This window comes from Salegentibacter tibetensis (genome assembly GCF_020164485.1).
GTDB classification, from domain to species: domain Bacteria; phylum Bacteroidota; class Bacteroidia; order Flavobacteriales; family Flavobacteriaceae; genus Salegentibacter; species Salegentibacter tibetensis.
In genome coordinates, this window is record NZ_JAIQZA010000036.1 from 1 (window position 1) to 16,557 (window position 16,557).

Annotated in this window: 13 protein-coding genes and 1 riboswitch; of the genes, 6 read left to right on the forward strand and 7 right to left on the reverse strand. The window is 40.6% G+C overall.

What is annotated here, in order from left to right; genetic code table 11:
- Positions 1-368 precede the first annotated feature (368 nt).
- The 7 genes from LB467_RS15470 to LB467_RS15500 all read right to left on the reverse strand — a co-directional run bounded on the left by LB467_RS15470 (position 369) and on the right by LB467_RS15500 (position 7,214).
- Entirely contained in the window at positions 369-1,154 is a 786-nt protein-coding gene (locus tag LB467_RS15470; RefSeq protein ID WP_224474959.1) for a DUF6503 family protein, read from the reverse strand.
- A gap of 174 nt (positions 1,155-1,328) precedes the next feature.
- Positions 1,329-2,348 carry an LLM class flavin-dependent oxidoreductase gene (locus tag LB467_RS15475; RefSeq protein ID WP_224474960.1) on the reverse strand — a complete coding sequence of 340 codons (1,020 nt, stop codon included), beginning with the start codon at positions 2,346-2,348 and terminating at the stop codon, positions 1,329-1,331.
- Complete coding sequence (locus tag LB467_RS15480) at positions 2,345-3,328, reverse strand: ATP-grasp domain-containing protein (RefSeq protein ID WP_224474961.1); 984 nt, start codon at positions 3,326-3,328, stop codon at positions 2,345-2,347. Before LB467_RS15480 ends, LB467_RS15475 begins: the two co-directional genes overlap by 4 nt.
- Positions 3,329-3,726: 398 nt before the next feature.
- Positions 3,727-3,827, reverse strand: a riboswitch (SAM riboswitch).
- 811 nt (positions 3,828-4,638) lie between these two features.
- Positions 4,639-4,848, reverse strand: a complete 210-nt coding sequence (locus tag LB467_RS15485; protein WP_224474962.1) for a GDCCVxC domain-containing (seleno)protein — start codon at positions 4,846-4,848, stop codon at positions 4,639-4,641.
- A 21-nt stretch (positions 4,849-4,869) separates the two neighbouring features.
- Positions 4,870-6,216, reverse strand: coding sequence for a dihydrolipoyl dehydrogenase family protein (locus LB467_RS15490; RefSeq protein ID WP_224474963.1), 1,347 nt, complete (start codon positions 6,214-6,216; stop codon positions 4,870-4,872).
- Between the two features lies 1 nt (position 6,217).
- Positions 6,218-6,841, reverse strand: coding sequence for a mercuric transport protein MerTP (merTP, locus tag LB467_RS15495; RefSeq protein ID WP_224474964.1), 624 nt, complete (start codon positions 6,839-6,841; stop codon positions 6,218-6,220).
- Position 6,842: 1 nt separating this feature from the next.
- Positions 6,843-7,214, reverse strand: a complete 372-nt coding sequence (locus tag LB467_RS15500; RefSeq protein WP_224474965.1) for an ArsR/SmtB family transcription factor — start codon at positions 7,212-7,214, stop codon at positions 6,843-6,845.
- A gap of 277 nt (positions 7,215-7,491) precedes the next feature.
- On the opposite strand from LB467_RS15500, the gene LB467_RS15505 reads away from it, so the two are divergent.
- From LB467_RS15505 to LB467_RS15530, 6 genes are all read left to right on the forward strand, one after another.
- Positions 7,492-7,884 (forward strand): hypothetical protein, encoded by a 393-nt coding sequence (locus LB467_RS15505; RefSeq protein WP_224474966.1) that lies wholly within the window; start codon positions 7,492-7,494, stop codon positions 7,882-7,884.
- Positions 7,885-8,010: 126 nt separating this feature from the next.
- On the forward strand, positions 8,011-12,357 hold the full coding sequence (locus LB467_RS15510; protein ID WP_224474967.1) for a CusA/CzcA family heavy metal efflux RND transporter: 4,347 nt from the start codon (positions 8,011-8,013) through the stop codon (positions 12,355-12,357).
- Positions 12,358-12,365: 8 nt separating this feature from the next.
- The gene (locus tag LB467_RS15515; RefSeq protein WP_224474968.1) at positions 12,366-13,565 is read left to right on the forward strand and encodes an efflux RND transporter periplasmic adaptor subunit; all 1,200 of its coding nucleotides are present in this window, start codon (positions 12,366-12,368) and stop codon (positions 13,563-13,565) included.
- 4 nt (positions 13,566-13,569) lie between these two features.
- Positions 13,570-13,986 carry a Fur family transcriptional regulator gene (locus LB467_RS15520; protein ID WP_224474969.1) on the forward strand — a complete coding sequence of 139 codons (417 nt, stop codon included), beginning with the start codon at positions 13,570-13,572 and terminating at the stop codon, positions 13,984-13,986.
- A 119-nt stretch (positions 13,987-14,105) separates the two neighbouring features.
- The gene (locus LB467_RS15525; RefSeq protein ID WP_224474970.1) at positions 14,106-16,106 is read left to right on the forward strand and encodes a heavy metal translocating P-type ATPase; all 2,001 of its coding nucleotides are present in this window, start codon (positions 14,106-14,108) and stop codon (positions 16,104-16,106) included.
- Positions 16,107-16,174: 68 nt separating this feature from the next.
- The gene (locus LB467_RS15530; protein WP_224474971.1) at positions 16,175-16,396 is read left to right on the forward strand and encodes a hypothetical protein; all 222 of its coding nucleotides are present in this window, start codon (positions 16,175-16,177) and stop codon (positions 16,394-16,396) included.
- Positions 16,397-16,557: the final 161 nt, after the last annotated feature.

A 16,557-nucleotide genomic window follows, 5' to 3' on the forward strand; every position in this document is an offset into this window, starting at 1 on the left:
GTATATGCACGAAAACAAATGCTATTGATATCCCACCAGCCAGGGATAGCCATTTGCATCTGGACAAAGTATGCAAAGAAGAGATTCTATCTGCGAAGAGATGTACAATAGCAAGTATAACAATATATAAAGCTTCTAAGAACATGAAAAAAAAATTGTATTAAGATGCCAACAATGTCCAATGCTTAAGAGGATGTTCGTTGCGAGATGCGATATCACCATGATCCGCCCAAGACCAAACTATTTTAAAGATGATCCGGCACTATAAAATTAATTAGAGTTACAAAAGAACAAGCAGAAAAACCGGTGCTTATTAATACAAGGTAAAGAATAGAACGTGTTCATGTACATAGTCAAAAATATGAAGATTAGATTCTATAAGAGGTTAGCGGTTCAGATTTAATTAATGTGTCGGTGCCGATGTATTCATTGTTTTTGTTCCAATACCACTTGCGCACCTTCGGCATTTTAATGCCTTGTACAATTTCCTCCTCTTCCAGCAGAATATATTCCCCGCTCTCCGGGTCTCCGTGATTAAAGCGATATGCCTTCATTGCATTAGATTCTGGTTCAAAATAGAAAAACCAGTTATCAGAACCTGCAGAAGGATCAAAGTTTACTTCTAATACCTTGTAATTATTTCCTTCTATTTCCTCGACCTTGCCAGCTTCCCTAACTTTGACACCCTCATCGGTTAGTTTCATCGGTAGCCCATAGAGGTACGGATAAAAACTGTGAACCCACTTCAGCGATTCAGAAGTAAGTTCGTACTTCTTACGATCTTCTTCACTTATTTCCTGCTTGCCGTCTAACAGGTAAAACTCTTTGTTATCTGCATAGCCTTTCACTACTTCTTTACCATCCTGACGACTGATGTGGGCAAAATATCCTGTGGAGTTGTCAAGCTCTATTTCAAAGTTATTCTTCTGGCCGGATTTATCAACACTGCTTAAATATAAGCGTGTTTTAAGCGTTGACCAGTTTTCCTCCGGATCATGGTATGACAGCGCTTTTTTCAGAAGCTCAGAATCTGACTCTTTTTTAGTCTGACAGGAGCTTAACAAAACTAAAGCAAATATACAACTTACACGCAAAATGGGCAGGTAACTCTTCCATGCCCCGGTACCAGATAAATTAGAATGAATGCATTGCATAGTCAAAATGTTTAATTTTCCCTGAAGAATACTGTGTAACAAGATTTAACACGTCCTGAGCGTAAGTCTTCTGAATAATAACCCGGGGGTTCTTTCAATAAATATATTAAATCTTAAGTTATTTGCTATAAAAGAGCTGCCTTTTCAGACAGCCCCTTTTAATCTTCAGAATATTTATACCATTTCAGAAATAATAGCATCAGAAAATCTCTCCATCTCTTCCAGTTGCGGACTCGCCTGAAGTAAAAAGAAATCAACACCCACCTTTTCAAATTCCTGAACCCGATCTTGTACCTGGCTTGCTGTTCCTGTCAGGCCCGCTCTTAAGCCACGATTTGAAACAGAATAATCCTGGAGCGAAAGTTTACTCTCAAGCTGTGTATTTTCGACCCACTGCTGATAGTTCTTATAACTGGCAGAAGAAGCTTCCACATTGGTTATCCTCTCCAATTCCTTTTTTACTTCCTGTTCGTTATTCCGAACTATCGAATACGCTGCAACTCCGAATTTCATTGGCTCCAGTCCTAATTTCTCCCTGCGCTGCTTCATATCGGTAATTCTTTTTCCTACAGCCTCAGGAGAATCCCCGTGCATCACATAACCGTCACATTGAGTGCTTATCATAATCTTAGCTGCCTCAGATTCACCACCTGCGTACAGGAATGGTTTTTTCGCGGGTTTTGGTTGCAGTACATTATCTCGGACCTGGTAATATTTTCCCTGAAAGGATACGTGATCTTCCTTCCAGAGTTTTGAAACCACTTCTATCCATTCACTGGTACGTGCATAACGATCTTCATGTTGATCGAAGTCAATTCCGTATTTATCAGCTTCGGCTTTCCACCACGAGGCTACTACATTCAGCGAGATCCTGTCATTGCTTATATGCGCTAAATTCGACACCGCTTTCGCTAAAAGAGCAGGGTTGTGATAGGTGGGTCTTACTGCTACCATAATTTCCAGTTCTTTTGTAACAGCTGCCAAAGCAGCTGCTGTAGACCACGCATCCAAAGATGGAGCCTCTTCTCCCTTTATATCGTTTAAATATAATTCGGCAATAAGTGAGAGGCTATAGCCCCAGTCCTCACTTTTTTGAGCCAGTTCCTTCACATAGTCCCAGGAAATGGACATGTTCTCATCTTTTACGTTTCTTAACCATCCCCCAAACACGGGTAACCAATATCCAAATTTCATTTTACTTCCAATTTTAAATTCGCAACTTTTTCTATGTAATCAACCAACTTTTCGTGTGGGTTAAAACCTATAACATTAACTGCATCTGCCACAAAATTTGATAGGGCATTTATGTCGTAATAGTATAACTGGCCATCCCTGTCATCTATGATATATTCAATTCCTCCTACATCAATTCCCGCTGCCTGAATAATTTTTTCAATGGAATTAATAATTTCTTGTTCCGGCGTGAAACCCTCTACTCTGAGTCCGTTTTTAGGAGCATCAACTGCGCAGGCATTTCTTGCCAGTTCCTGTCCTCCGGTGGTCTGGCAAATATCAGCAGGGCATAGATTAAAGCTTTCCCCGGAAGTATATACCTTGATTGCATATAAGAATTTACCATTTAGAGTTTCCACGCGGTTTATATGGCCACCACGTGCCGGAATAAATTCCTGTACGAGTGCTGTAAAATCAAGCCCTAGTTCAATTTTATCATCAGCTACCGCCTGTTTTAATTCTTCTTTAGAATTAAATAGGGTAATTCCCGCCCCACTTCCTCCAATATTGGCTTTAACTACTATAGGAAAACGAAGATCTTCGCTGGCTGCTACAGCCTGAGAAGCATGATTGATTACTACAGATTTTGGATAAGGTAATCCCAGTGATTCCAGGAGGCTAAGTTGTAATGCCTTTGAAATTTCATATCGCCAGGCTTTGGAGCCATTAATAACTTTAATTCCTTTACTTTCCAGTGATGCCAGGAGACCTGTGGTATAAAAAATAGCCTGGGTATTGTTACGCAAATAAGCTGAAGGGCTCATCCTGTTAAAAAATACATCGTATGAAAAATCTTTTTCTGCAATTTTAAAATGATGCTCTGCAGCATTAAATTTTTGATAATGGATTTCCTTTTTTTCAAGTTCGGTAAATAATGGACGGAACCAATCCTGGTGTTCATGATATATTGCGATCGCGTTGTTCCTCTTGTTTGTGCTCATATTTTATAAATTAAAATTGAAATTATATTTTTTGGTCGGTAATTTTTGAAGTAACCAACAATGGACATATACATAGCTGCTGCCATTTGCAATTTTAGCTCTCCAACTAAATTTGAGGAAAGAGGGAAAACCACTCTTGATTAAATAATGGAATACATTATTGTCTAAAAATTCTATAGGTAACATATAAGAATAAAGTTGAAATGGAAAAATGTGCAGGTAGAAAACTACAGTGTTAATTTGAAAAGCCAGATTTAAACGAATGGTTTAAAACAGGGAAAGCTTATTAACAGCAACAACAGCAGAAATCTCTGCTTGCTGAATCCATTGAAGGATAGGTAGAATGCCTGAAAATAATTGCGGGAATAGTGGCTGTAAGAGTCTTCATACTTTTGTTTGTTTTATATTCTCCAAAATTTTGGATCAGGAATTAGCACCTTGACTTAGTCTGGTTGCTAGCGCATCATAGAGCCTGTCTCTCCGCGCTTCTTTATAAATCAATTCACTCTTGATTTGAAGGCACAAATGTAAAATGTGGCTTGTCAGAAAACAAAACTTTAACTTAATATTATATTTTGATCAATAATTGAAAGGTGTTGAAAAAAGTTAAACCATTTTTATTTATATCATCTAACACCGATTGGTTGCAGACTTAGGTAGCACGCCGAAAAATTTTGTCATTATTGGGTTGGATGTTTCTATAAAAGTGTTTAGTACTCCAATGAGATTCTTCACTGGAGTTCGGAAAAACATAATATGTGTTGGGACGGCCCTCCTGCTGTTTATCAATGCCCGTTGAGTGGAACTCCTAATTCCTTTACATTGAACGATGTTTACGCATCCATTTTTTCCAGTTCATGGTAATTAGCGATGGCAAACTCCTCTATTTTCGAAATGCGAAATTCTACTTATAATCTAGAGCATATTCTGGAGCCAGCTCTGATTATAAATTTTGATAGCTCGCAACACCGACGGTTGGGATGAAATTATGAGGTGCTTTTAGCAAAACTAGGAATCATTCTTTTTTGCTTGATACCAAGTAAAATGCAACTTTTTCGGTTATCTAAATAAAAGGCAAAGAAAACAAAACAATGGAACCCATTTAATAGCTAGGTTAGGGCTAAATCGTAATTATTTATCGCGGTCCAAAATATACGTCTTACCTCAACTCGAGTCAAAGTTTACTAAATTAATACTCCTCTGCTTTTTAGTTGTCATTATCTGATCCAAGTTAGAAAAGTCGGAACTGAGCTTATCCTCCAAAACTCTTGCATAAAAGTCGGGGTGGTAACCAAGTTTTAAGAGATAATTTAACAGCAGCTTTTATTCTCCTGAATAGGAGGACAAGGTATACTTCCAAACGAACAGAATACACAACAATCACCATCTTTGGGTTTTAAAACCTCTTTACATTGCTCACATTCATAAAAAAACTGGCAAGCATCTGTTGGCATTTCTTCTTGCTTGGAGTGGCCGCAATTAGGACAGGTGATTTTTGACTGAGTAAAAAATGAATTCATTTTTTTAATTATTTTAATTAATTATACCATATATACAACATCTGAACTCGATGAGGGATAGGTTAGGATCATGGTTTTTAAATCTTTGGAAGTAAATCCGGCTTTTATAGCTAGGGCAAAAAGATTTATTACTTCCTCGGCATGTGGGCCAATGAGGTGTGCTCCCAAAATTTTTCCGGTTTCTTTCTCGACGAGTGTCTTATACGCATAGGTTTTCTCGTTGATCCTTTTCGCGGTAAACCAGTGGGAAATACGATCCTTGTTCATCTTAAAGTTTAGACCTTTTTTAGTGGCTTCTTCTTCAGAAAATCCTACCGAAGCCATTGTGGGCAGTGTAAAAACCACAGTGGGAATGGCGGTATAATCTGGTTTTTTAGTGTTTCCTTTTAATATATTGGAGGCTACAATATGTCCTTCCATAACTGCAACCGGCGTAAGAGGAATACCATCTGTATCTGCTGCATCCCCGGCAGCATAGACATTTGGATTGGTGGTACTTTGTAAATATTCATTCACTTCAACTCCTTTTTTACCAAAGGCGACATTGGCTTTTTGCAGGTCCATATCAAAAATGCTAGGAGGCCTTCCGGCAGAATTAATCACCTGCGCAGCCTCCCATGTTTTTTCTCCACTTTCACCTTTTCCGGTTACGTAAAAAGCCTCATTCACCTCTTCAATTGCCGTAACGTTGGTATTCAGAATTAATTGTATGTCTAACTTCCTGGTAGCTTCAGTTAATTGATCTACTATAAAAGGATCAAAATTCTCCAGTGGCCTTTTCCCCCTGTGAATTATGGTCACTTTACTGCCAAAACGGGCAGCCATATGTGCAAACTCAAAAGCGATGTACCCACCGCCAATAAACAGCAAAGAGGATGGCAGGGATTTGAAATTGAGAAAATCTGTACTGCTAATAGCATACTCCTCACCCGGGATATCCAGCTTTCTCGGCTTTGCACCCGTCGCTATTAGGAACTTTCCGGCTTCTATAATTTCATTTCCTATCTGCAATTGAGTTTCAGAAATAAATTTTACTGATTCATGAAAGGTATCAATTTCGTTTTTTTGGTAACCTTTTTCAATTTTAGGCGGCATAGCATCAACAAAATCCTGTTTGAATTTCATTGCTTCCTGCCAGTAAATAGCTGGTACTTCAGAAATTTGCTTCTTGTATAAATTATCAGCCAGATGTTTTGCTTCAGTAGGGCCGAGCATGATCTTTTTTGGGTCACATCCACGAAGGGCACAGGTACCACCATAGGGTAATTCATCCGTTATTCCTGCCCTAAGTCCTTTAGAAGCACATTTATTGGCAACATTCATTCCTGCCATTCCTGAACCTATTACAAATAGATCATACTTCTTCATCTCACTTTTTTTTAGATAATTTATCTACTACCTTATAACCGGTTCTGCTTATGGCTGTAATAATTGCAGCCTTATCTACTTTTGTTTTGTCATACTCAACTACCGTATTGGCATTTTCATAGCTCGCCTTGACTGATAAAACACCCCCAAGTTTGTTGACTTCATTTTCTACCGGTGCTTCACATCCTGCGCAGGTCATTCCTTCTACAACAAATATCTCCTTAACAATATTTGATTGGGAGACATAGACTATTTCCTTTTTAGGTTGGCTGTAAAACATCTCGGAGTAATATGGAAAAGCCAGCATGATCCCTGCAAATAATGTTACAACCAGTAAAAACTTCTTCGACTGCAAAAAAGATGGTTTTTCATCTTCTGCACATCCACAATCACTTTCAGTTTCTTTTCTATATTTCAACTTTTGATACCAGGCTAGGCTAAGAACTAAAACCGTGAGAGCAATTAAATACGGCCGGAAAGGTTCCATCCAGGAAAAGGTAGTCACCATGCCACTCGTACCCGCGATTACAGTAAGAACCGGGGCAATACAACATAAAGAAGCCGCTATAGCTGCTACTACTCCGCCAAAAGCAGCTTTATTAGATTTATTTTGGGATGTATCCATTTTAAGCAGATTTTTTTAATGATTCAATTGAAGTGAATATTGTATTCAAAATCTGAGTTTCAGATTTCACCAGCGAATAATACAAAGTTTGCCCCTCCCTTCTGGAGGCAATAAAGCCTGCGTCCTTAATTTTCCGGAGATGTTGTGAAATCGCCGGCATACTCATTTCCAAAATGTCTGCTATATCACAGGGACATAATTCATTCTCCATATTTAAAAGGAAGAGAATCTTTAAACGCACATCATTACCGGCAATAGACAGGAGTTTTGTCATTTGCTGGAAACCGTTGTCCAAATTTTGAATTGTTGTTTGACAATTTAAAAGCTGTGTATGGTTAGCTTCAGCGCGCGTACAGGTTATTTCGAGTTTCATAAATATTTTTAATGCGGCTAAGGTATAGATTATTTATTATTTAAGCAATTTATTAAATATAAATGAAAAAAGGGCTCGATACATTCTCCTTAGTATACTGAATTTTTTCCGGGACAACTGTTTCGGAAAATCTATTCTGTAGACAGTTTTATATCTGACTCCTTCCACTCAAATGGCCGTAGGCATAGGTTTCGACTTCTAACTTTAATTCCCTGAATATTTGATGGTCTGTTTTTGCAATATAGTTGCAAATCATTTTCATTACATTTGCACTCAAATGAAAACTTTAGCACTCACCTTTTTATCCTTGATTTTCTTGTTCCAGTCTTTGGGACCTACCATGGATTGGTGTTGCAACCTGCCGAAAATACCCAATCTCGTTGAACACTATAAAGAACAAGCCGAAGATACCGGAATTTCTTTTTTGAAGTTCATCAACGACCATTACGGTGATCAGGAAACTTCCCAAAGCCACGAAAAAGACGGGCATGATGAAGAACTACCATTTCAGGGCAGCCACTCTTGTTGCAATGTTCTGGTGTATATTGATACCCTGGAGTTTAAATCTTTTTCTTTAGAATTTCCCCAACCTCAAACTACTACCACTTTTTATCAACGTTCATTTTCCTCGGCCAGTTTAGGTTCTCTTTTCCAACCGCCCAAGGCATAACACCGGGCATTTTTTCTTTCTTCTGAATCTATCTCAAATTCTTTACGTGTTCTCAAGGGAATACTGTAAATGCCCGATTTTAACAAGCAATCTTCAAGTTAAGAATCATCATTTACAAAGTAAGACATGTTAAATAAAATCATTGATTTTTCAATCAATAACAAATTCATAATAGGCCTGTTCACGCTAGTTCTCATTGGTACGGGTCTTTGGAGTATGAGCGAGGTTCCGGTTGATGCCCAACCGGACATTACCAATAATCAGGTTCAGGTAATTACCCAGGCCCCGAACCTCAGTACCGTGGATATTGAACAATTTGTTACCTATCCTGTTGAAGTCGCGATGAGCAATTTGCCCGGGGTGCTGGAAATCCGCTCGGTTTCCCGGTTTGGCCTTTCCGTTGTGACCGTGGTCTTCGAGGACGGACAGGGGACCTACCTTCCAAGGCAACTGGTTTCAGAAAAACTGAATGAAGTGCAGGATGAAATTCCTGAAGGTTTTGGGGAACCTTCTATCGGGCCTATTTCAACAGGTTTAGGGGAAATCTATCAATATACCTTAGAGGTAGAAGATGAATATAAAGACGAATATACCCCTACAGAACTTCGAACCATCCAAGACTGGATCGTGCGGCGGCAAATGGCCATGGTGCCCGGCGTAGTGGAAGTAAACGGAGTAGGTGGCAGCATCAAACAGTTTGAAGTTGCTGTAGATCCTGATGAGCTACGTGCCATAGGGGTTTCAATTGCCGATATTTTCACCGCACTGGAAAACAACAACCAAAATACCGGAGGTGCCTATATAGAAAGAAACCACCAGGCAAATTTTATCCGGGGCGAAGGTCTGGCCAGGAGTGTGGAAGACCTGGAAAATATTGTGGTAAAAAATGCTGACGGTATTCCTATTACTATAGAAGATGTTGCCACTGTAAAGATAGGTAGTGCAGTGCGGTATGGTGCGTTGACCAAAAACGGCGAGGGCGAAACGGTGGGCGGAATGGTCATGATGCTTAAAGGGGCCAATTCCAATGAAGTAATTGAGAATGTAAAAGACCGGATCGTCCAAATCCAAAAATCACTTCCTGAAGGGGTTTCCATTAAACCTTTCCTGGACAGGAGCGAACTTATTGCCAAAACCACAGGGACTATCACTGAAAACCTGATGTTAGGAGGGCTTATTGTTATTTTTGTCCTGGTAGTGCTGTTGGGAAATTGGAGGGGCGGTTTGATTGTGGCCTCCACCATTCCTTTGTCGTTGTTGTTTGCTTTTATTCTAATGAACGTTTTTGGTGTGTGGGCAAATTTAATGAGCCTGGGCGCCATTGACTTTGGGATTATTGTGGATGGTGCTGTGATTATTGTGGAAAGCACGGTCTTTATGATTCATCAAAAAGTGCTGAAAAATCAGCAAATAACTCGGAAAAAAATGGATTCCATTGCTTCCTCATCTGCCAAGAAAATGATGAATTCCGCTTTTTTTGGGCAATTTATCATTCTCATCGTTTTCCTTCCCATCCTCGCCCTGGAAGGTGTGGAAGGCAAAATGTTCAAGCCAATGGCCTTAACCTTCATTTTTGCCATGATTGGTGCTATGATTTTATGCCTTACCTATGTGCCAATGGTTTCTGCCCTGTTTTTAAAGGCACCTAAAAAAATAAAAGAATCCTGGGGGGACAAATTTGTGTTCTGGCTGGAAAACAAATATGAACCGCTGCTGAAAAAATCTTTGGGCAAAGCAAAAATAGTGGTTGGTTTGGCAATCACCCTTTTTGCATTGGCCGTTTTCCTGTTTATCCGAATGGGTGGGGAATTTGTGCCCCAACTGGACGAAGGGGATATTGCCTTTCATATCATCCTGAAACCCGGAAGTTCTTTATCTGAAGGAATTGAGACATCCACAAAAATAGAGAACCTGTTGCTGGAGGAATTTCCGGAGATAGAGCAAGTAGTAAGCCGGTTTGGGGTATCTGATGTTCCTACAGATCCAATGCCGATGGACATTGGCGATAGCTTTATCATTCTTAAACCAAAAAGTGAATGGGTTTCCGCAGAGACCAAAGATGAACTCATAGCAAAAATAAAAGAAACCATAAGTATAATCCCCGGGGTGAGTTATGAATTTACCCAACCCGTTGAAATGCGCTTCAACGAACTGATCTCGGGGGTACGGGAAGATATCGCCGTAAAACTATATGGAGATGATCTTGAAGTATTGGCACGTAAAGCCCGGGAAATGGGCAATATCATTTCGACAGTAGAAGGTGTTGCCGATATGAAGGTGGAAGCAACTACTGGCCTGCCACAAATTACCGTTGATTACAACAGGAACAAACTTGCTCAATATGGGCTAAACGTAAATGATTTAAACACCTTGGTTCAATCAGCTTTTGCGGGTGGGAAAGCAGGGGTGATTTTTCAAGGGGAAAGGCGGTTTGATTTAATAGTTCGTTTGGATGAAGAACATCGTACCAATATAGAAAATCTAAGAAATCTGTATGTCAATTTGCCCAATGGATCCCAAATCCCGCTTCGAGAAGTGGCAAATATAAGCTACGAACCGGGACCAATGCAGATAAGTAGGGAGAACACCAATCGTAGGACCTATGTGGGGATTAATATCAGGGAGCGCGATGTAAAATCTGTGGTGGAGGATATCCAATCCAAGCTTGACGCACAACTTGATTTACCCCCGGGATACTACATTAGGTATGGTGGTGCCTTTGAGAATTTTGAAAGGGCAAATGAACGACTTCAAATTGTGGTGCCCATAGCGCTGTTGCTTATTTTTATCTTAATCTATTTTGCCTTAAAATCCTTTAAACAAACCACCATGATCTATGTCGCCATTCCTATGGCGGCCATTGGCGGCATTTACGCATTATGGCTTCGGGATATGCCATTTAGTATTTCGGCAGGAGTCGGTTTTATTGTACTGTTTGGTGTAGCGGTTCTTAACGGACTAGTTTTGATTAGTGGCCTCAATGAGTTGAAGGAGGAAGGGGTAACAAATCTAACGGAACGAATAAGCCTGGGAACACGGCGAAGGATCCGCCCCATTTTACTAACTGCTTTGACCGATGTGCTTGGGTTTCTGCCTATGGCCGTTTCCTCTTCGTCGGGGGCTGAAGTACAGCGACCACTGGCCACGGTGGTAATTGGAGGAATGATTACTTCTACCCTACTTACGCTCATCGTTTTGCCAATTTTGTATAAATGGGTAGAAGAACGTTCTTCCAAAATCCATATGAATAAAAGGATTGTTTCAGCCTCTGTGGTGGTTGGGTTATTGTTGCTGATGCCCGGTAATACCCAGGCACAGGAAATTAACGAACCGCTTCCTAAAGTCAGTCAGAACCGGGCTGTGGAAATAGCATTGGAATATTATCCGCTTCTGAAAAACAGGAGATTGGAAATAGAACAACAGCAGGCACGAAGAAAATCGGCCTGGGACCTGGGCACGACCAAAATTTTTACCGGTGGCGAAGAAATTGATGACCAACGCGGGGTTTATACCACCGTGGGTATTCAGCAGCAGGGAATTGATATTTTCGGAATTTTACCAAAGTTACGTTTACAAAAACGGCGGATCGTACTGGCCGAAAAGTCCCTTGAACTGTCTGAACTTGAAGTCATCCAGGAAGTAAAACGGGCCTGGGCCGAAGCTTTTGCCGCAAAGCGAAAATACCATGCTTTTACTGGCCTTGATTCCATTTACCGCGGTTTTGAGCGTGCGGTAGCCATACGCTACGAGGTAGAAGCTATTTCCAGGTTACAGTCCCTCACTGCCCAAAATCAGGTAAATGAGATAAATATCCAGAGGCAGCAGGCCAACAGCGATTATTTGATCGCACTGGAAAGGCTGAATTTATGGCTGGGGGATGATGAATTCTTTTCGGTGCCTGGGGAATTGGACACAGAAGTTATTGCTGAAAAAATCCTGTTGCAACAAAACCTTCAGGAACACCCAATAATGGAAATTGCCCGGCAGCAGGTGGCGATTTCAGAAGTAGAGCACGAAGCGGTAAGATCCAATTTCCTTCCTAAATTAAACCTGCAATACGGATTTCAGGAAGTAAATGGCAACAGTGGATTTTACAGCTATCAGGCTGGAATTTCCATTCCTTTTCTTTCCGGGGAAACCTATGGAAGGGCACAAGCGGCTAGAATAGAAACAGAAATAGCACGACAAACCGCTACTTTCAGGGAAGACCAGTTGCAGGCAGAATTTGCACAAGCCCTTCAAAATTACCAAAAGTGGAAAACCTCCTGGGAATATTACGAAGAAGAGGCATTGCCTTTGTCGGCTGAACAGCAAAAAGGCGCTTTGCTCGCTTTTAATGAAGGCGCTATAGAATATGTGGCTTTTATCCAGATCCTGGATGATGTGGTCCAAGTGGAACTCAGTGCTCTTGAAGCCCTTGAAGAATACCTGCAAGCCCTTGCCCAACTACAATTTTACCTTAACAATAAATAAAAACTAAGATGCACATAATATCCAAAAATTCGATCAACCTATTACTCCTCCTCTTTGTTCTTTGGGGATTGGTTTCATGTAACAATACTTCTGAAGGGGAAGAAACAGCGAATACCGAAGAAAATGAAAGAGAAGGAGAACAGGCGCAAATGGAAGAGGCCATGCTCTCGCAACAACAATTTGAAGCCCTTGATATGAAAATTGATACCCTTCGGCAGAGAAATATGGCTGGATTTGTGGAAGCCAACGGGCAGCTGGAAGTCCCACCGCAGAATGAAGCTTCGGTTACAACAGTAATTGGTGCCAATGTGGTTGAAATAAGCGTTATTGAAGGTGACGAGGTGAAAGAAGGGGAAATCCTCGCTTACATCTCACATCCTGATATTGTACAGGTACAAACCAATTTCTTAAATGCTTCCAATCAGCTTAACTTTCAGGAAAAGGAATTTGAGAGACAGCAAAAATTGTATGAGGCCGGGGTAGGTTCAGGTGAGGTTTTCCAACGTTCAGAAGCCGAAGTGCAAAATGCCAGAGGAGAGGTGCAGGGTTTAAGGTCACAACTGGAACTTTTGAATATGAACCCGGACAATATCCTGAATGGTACCATAACTCAACGTATACCTGTGGTAAGTCCAATTGATGGGGCCATTGAGGAAGTAAATGTAAAGACCGGGCAGTTTGTGCAGTCCGAAATGCCTATGTTCGAAATAGTAAATACCGAACACGTCCATGCTGATTTAATGGTCTTTGAAAAAGATGTTTCCAAAGTAAAAGTGGGGCAGGAAGTAAATTTTACAGTAGAATCAATACCCGGCACACAGTTAAGCGCTACTATTATTTCCATTAGCAAAACTTTTGAACAAGATCCAAAAGCCGTACATGTACATGCAGAAATAGAAGATAAACCCGAAAACCTTATCCCGGGAATGTATGTAAGGGGCAGGATAAATGTTGAAAATACCCAAACAACCGCCCTGCCGGAAATTGCCATTGCCAAAGATGGCGAAACATCTTATGTCTTTACGGCAGAAAAGGAAGGCGAAGCCTGGAGTTTTAAGCCTGTAGAAGTCGTTACCGGGACTAATACTGGAGAATGGGTGGCGGTTAGCTTTTTATCGGAAGTGGAGCCTGGTACTATGTTCGCCTATAAAAATGCCTATTATTTAATGGCAGAAATGCAAAAAGGAGAAGGTGGCCATGGCCATTAAAGTTATGAAAGAAATAGAAAAATTCTTAGAAGAAAAACAAGTGCGGCCAACTGCGATGCGAATACTTATTTTCAGGTTTTTGGCCAAAAAAAAGGTGGCCGTGACCCTGGCCGATATTGAACTTGTTTTTGATAAATCCGACAGGACAACGCTTTACCGTACGATCAAAACTTTTGAAGAAAAAGGGATCGTACATCAAATAGACGATGGTACCGGTGTAGCAAAATATGCCCTTTGTGAAGCAGGTTGTAATTGCGAAATAGATAGTGATTTACACCTCCACTTCCACTGTAACAATTGTAATGAAACCCAATGTTTGACGGAGAATAAAATTCCGGAAATAAATTTGCCACCGGGCTTTACGGCAACCGATGCGAATTTGGTGGTGAAAGGATTGTGCAATAAATGCAATGGAAGTTAATGCACTTCCGTTGCACGGTTATTTCCAATAATTTTAGTCCTTATTTCAATAACATATTTTTGCTGTCGCTATTCTGCAATAAGTATTGGAGAAAATACTGCAATGAAACCAACAAGAAAATGACTGAAAAAGATAAAAATAGTAAAGATCCTGAGTTTGATTCCAAGGATATTACTTCCCCAAGAACAGCAGATCAACCTAGACCAAAAACATCGAAAAACGAAGACGGATGCTGTGCGCCGGCACCAAAGAAGGAACAGGAGGAGAAAAAGGAATCTTACCTACCAACCATTATAAGCTTGGTACTGTTACTCTCCGGCATTTCTCTGGATTTCTTTGATGTCGAATGGTTTAATGGGTATTTGCGTCTTGCTGTTTTCGGGTTTGCTTACCTGCTGGTGGGTAGCAAGGTTATTAAACACGCGGCGACAAACATTGTAAAAGGTGAAGTCTTTAACGAGTTTTTCCTGATGAGCATTGCTACCATAGGCGCCTTTTATATCGGGGAATTTGCAGAAGGAGTGGCCGTAATATTATTTTACGTGATTGGGGAGCATTTCCAGGAAGCAGCGGTAGCACGTTCCCGGCGTTCCATTAAGGCCCTCATTGATAACCGTCCTGAAAAAGTCACTGTACAAAAAAATGGCAAATTTGAAGATGTAGATCCCAAAAACGTGAACATTGGAGAAATCATCCAGATAAAAGCAGGAGAGAAAGTTGCCCTGGATGGAGAATTATTAAGTGAGCACTCTTCCTTTAATACCGCAGCACTTACCGGAGAATCAAAACCTGATACAAAAGCAAAGGGGGAAATAGTTTTAGCGGGTATGATTAATTTGGACAGGCTTGTTGAGCTAAAGATAACGGCTGCTTATGAGGATAGTGCGTTATCTAAAATTCTAAACCTGGTAGAGGAAGCAAGCGGAAGAAAGGCAAAGACCCAAAAATTTATTACCCGGTTTGCTAAGGTTTATACCCCCATAGTAGTATTTATGGCAGTTGCACTGGCCCTTGTTCCTTATTTTTTTGTAGAAGTTTATGTGTTCAATGACTGGCTTTACCGCGCACTGGTTTTTTTGGTCATTTCTTGTCCTTGCGCACTTGTGATTTCAATTCCCCTGGGTTATTTCGGGGGTATTGGCGCAGCGTCCAAAAACGGCATGTTGTTTAAAGGAGCCAACTTCCTGGATTTGATTACGGAAGTAGATACAGTTGTGATGGATAAGACAGGCACCCTTACCGAGGGCGTCTTTCAGGTACAGGAAGTAGAGGTGAAAGGCATGGATAAAAATGAATTTTTGGCTATCACCGCAGCTCTTGAAAGTAAATCTACCCACCCTATAGCCAAAGCTATTGTAGAATTCTCCGGAAATACATACAAGTCGCTCAAAGTTTCAGGGGTGGAAGAAATAGCGGGACATGGCTTGAAAGGAGTAATAGATGGAAATGAAGTTCTGGTGGGCAATCCGAAGCTTCTTGAAAAATTTGGCGTGGCTTATGATCCACAAATTGATGCTATTGTCGAAACTATAGTGGTTGTAGCGGTTGATGGGCAATTTGTTGGATACATGACTATTGCAGACAAGATAAAAGAAGATGCCGCTTCTGCTATTCAACAGCTACACAGTTTAGGTGTCAAGGCTGTAGTCATGTTGTCTGGCGATAAAGATTCAATTGTTCAAAAAATAGCGAAAGAGCTTAAAATAGATCGGGCTTTTGGTGGCCTGTTGCCCCAGGATAAGGTAAGCCGTGTGGAAGAACTTCAGGCCCAGGGAAAGAAAGTAGCTTTTGTAGGCGACGGCATTAACGATGCCCCGGTAATCACCCTGGCCGATGTTGGAATGGCAATGGGCGGGTTAGGCTCCGATGCTGCTATTGAAACCGCCGATGTAGTGATCCAAACAGATCAACCTTCTAAAATAGCTGCCGCTATTATAATTGGAAAGAAAACCAGGCAGATCGTATGGCAGAATATTATTCTGGCCTTCGGAGTAAAAGCCCTGGTGCTTATTTTCGGTGCTTTTGGGGTAGCATCTTTATGGGAAGCAGTTTTTGCAGATGTGGGGGTAGCTTTACTGGCTATTTTAAATGCGGTACGGCTTCAACGAATAAATTTTTAGAGGAAAAATGACTAGCATGATGTAGAAAATAGACTATGAGGTTTCTAATAAGAACAAAAAACAACTAAATGAAGAATAAGCAAAGAAAAAAGGATCTAAAAACGGCCAGAAAAATCCAGACGTATAATATCGTTTATGATATCATTGAAGTAGGGGTTTCCTTAACCGCAGGTTTCACTTCAGGTAGTTCTGCTTTGATTGGTTGGGGCCTGGATAGTGTTGTGGAGGTTCTTTCGGCCAGCACCCTTTGGTGGAGGTTTAACGGGGAAATAAATGGTATAGAGAAATAAAAGGTAGAAAAAAGAAAAAAAATAACCTTGTATTTTATTGCTACTTCTTTTCTTATTTCTAAAAAATCATATATCGATTTCAAATCTGAAACTGAAAGTTATTTTAATCTTACCATTTTTCTCTATTAATTTCCCGGTACTCGACTTCTATGGTAATGGAC

Bases quoted from the DNA above. Each gene is read 5' to 3' on its own strand.
- LB467_RS15470 (WP_224474959.1), bottom strand. From the start codon at position 1,154: ATGCAATGCATTCATTCTAATTTATCTGGTACCGGGGCATGGAAGAGT.
- LB467_RS15525 (WP_224474970.1), top strand. From the start codon at position 14,106: ATGACTGAAAAAGATAAAAATAGTAAAGATCCTGAGTTTGATTCCAAG.
- LB467_RS15520 (WP_224474969.1), top strand. From the start codon at position 13,570: ATGAAAGAAATAGAAAAATTCTTAGAAGAAAAACAAGTGCGGCCAACT.
- LB467_RS15500 (WP_224474965.1), bottom strand. From the start codon at position 7,214: ATGAAACTCGAAATAACCTGTACGCGCGCTGAAGCTAACCATACACAG.
- LB467_RS15530 (WP_224474971.1), top strand. From the start codon at position 16,175: ATGAAGAATAAGCAAAGAAAAAAGGATCTAAAAACGGCCAGAAAAATC.
- LB467_RS15490 (WP_224474963.1), bottom strand. From the start codon at position 6,216: ATGAAGAAGTATGATCTATTTGTAATAGGTTCAGGAATGGCAGGAATG.
- LB467_RS15510 (WP_224474967.1), top strand. From the start codon at position 8,011: ATGTTAAATAAAATCATTGATTTTTCAATCAATAACAAATTCATAATA.
- LB467_RS15515 (WP_224474968.1), top strand. From the start codon at position 12,366: ATGCACATAATATCCAAAAATTCGATCAACCTATTACTCCTCCTCTTT.
- LB467_RS15485 (WP_224474962.1), bottom strand. From the start codon at position 4,848: ATGAATTCATTTTTTACTCAGTCAAAAATCACCTGTCCTAATTGCGGC.
- LB467_RS15480 (WP_224474961.1), bottom strand. From the start codon at position 3,328: ATGAGCACAAACAAGAGGAACAACGCGATCGCAATATATCATGAACAC.
- LB467_RS15475 (WP_224474960.1), bottom strand. From the start codon at position 2,348: ATGAAATTTGGATATTGGTTACCCGTGTTTGGGGGATGGTTAAGAAAC.
- LB467_RS15505 (WP_224474966.1), top strand. From the start codon at position 7,492: ATGAAAACTTTAGCACTCACCTTTTTATCCTTGATTTTCTTGTTCCAG.
- merTP (WP_224474964.1), bottom strand. From the start codon at position 6,841: ATGGATACATCCCAAAATAAATCTAATAAAGCTGCTTTTGGCGGAGTA.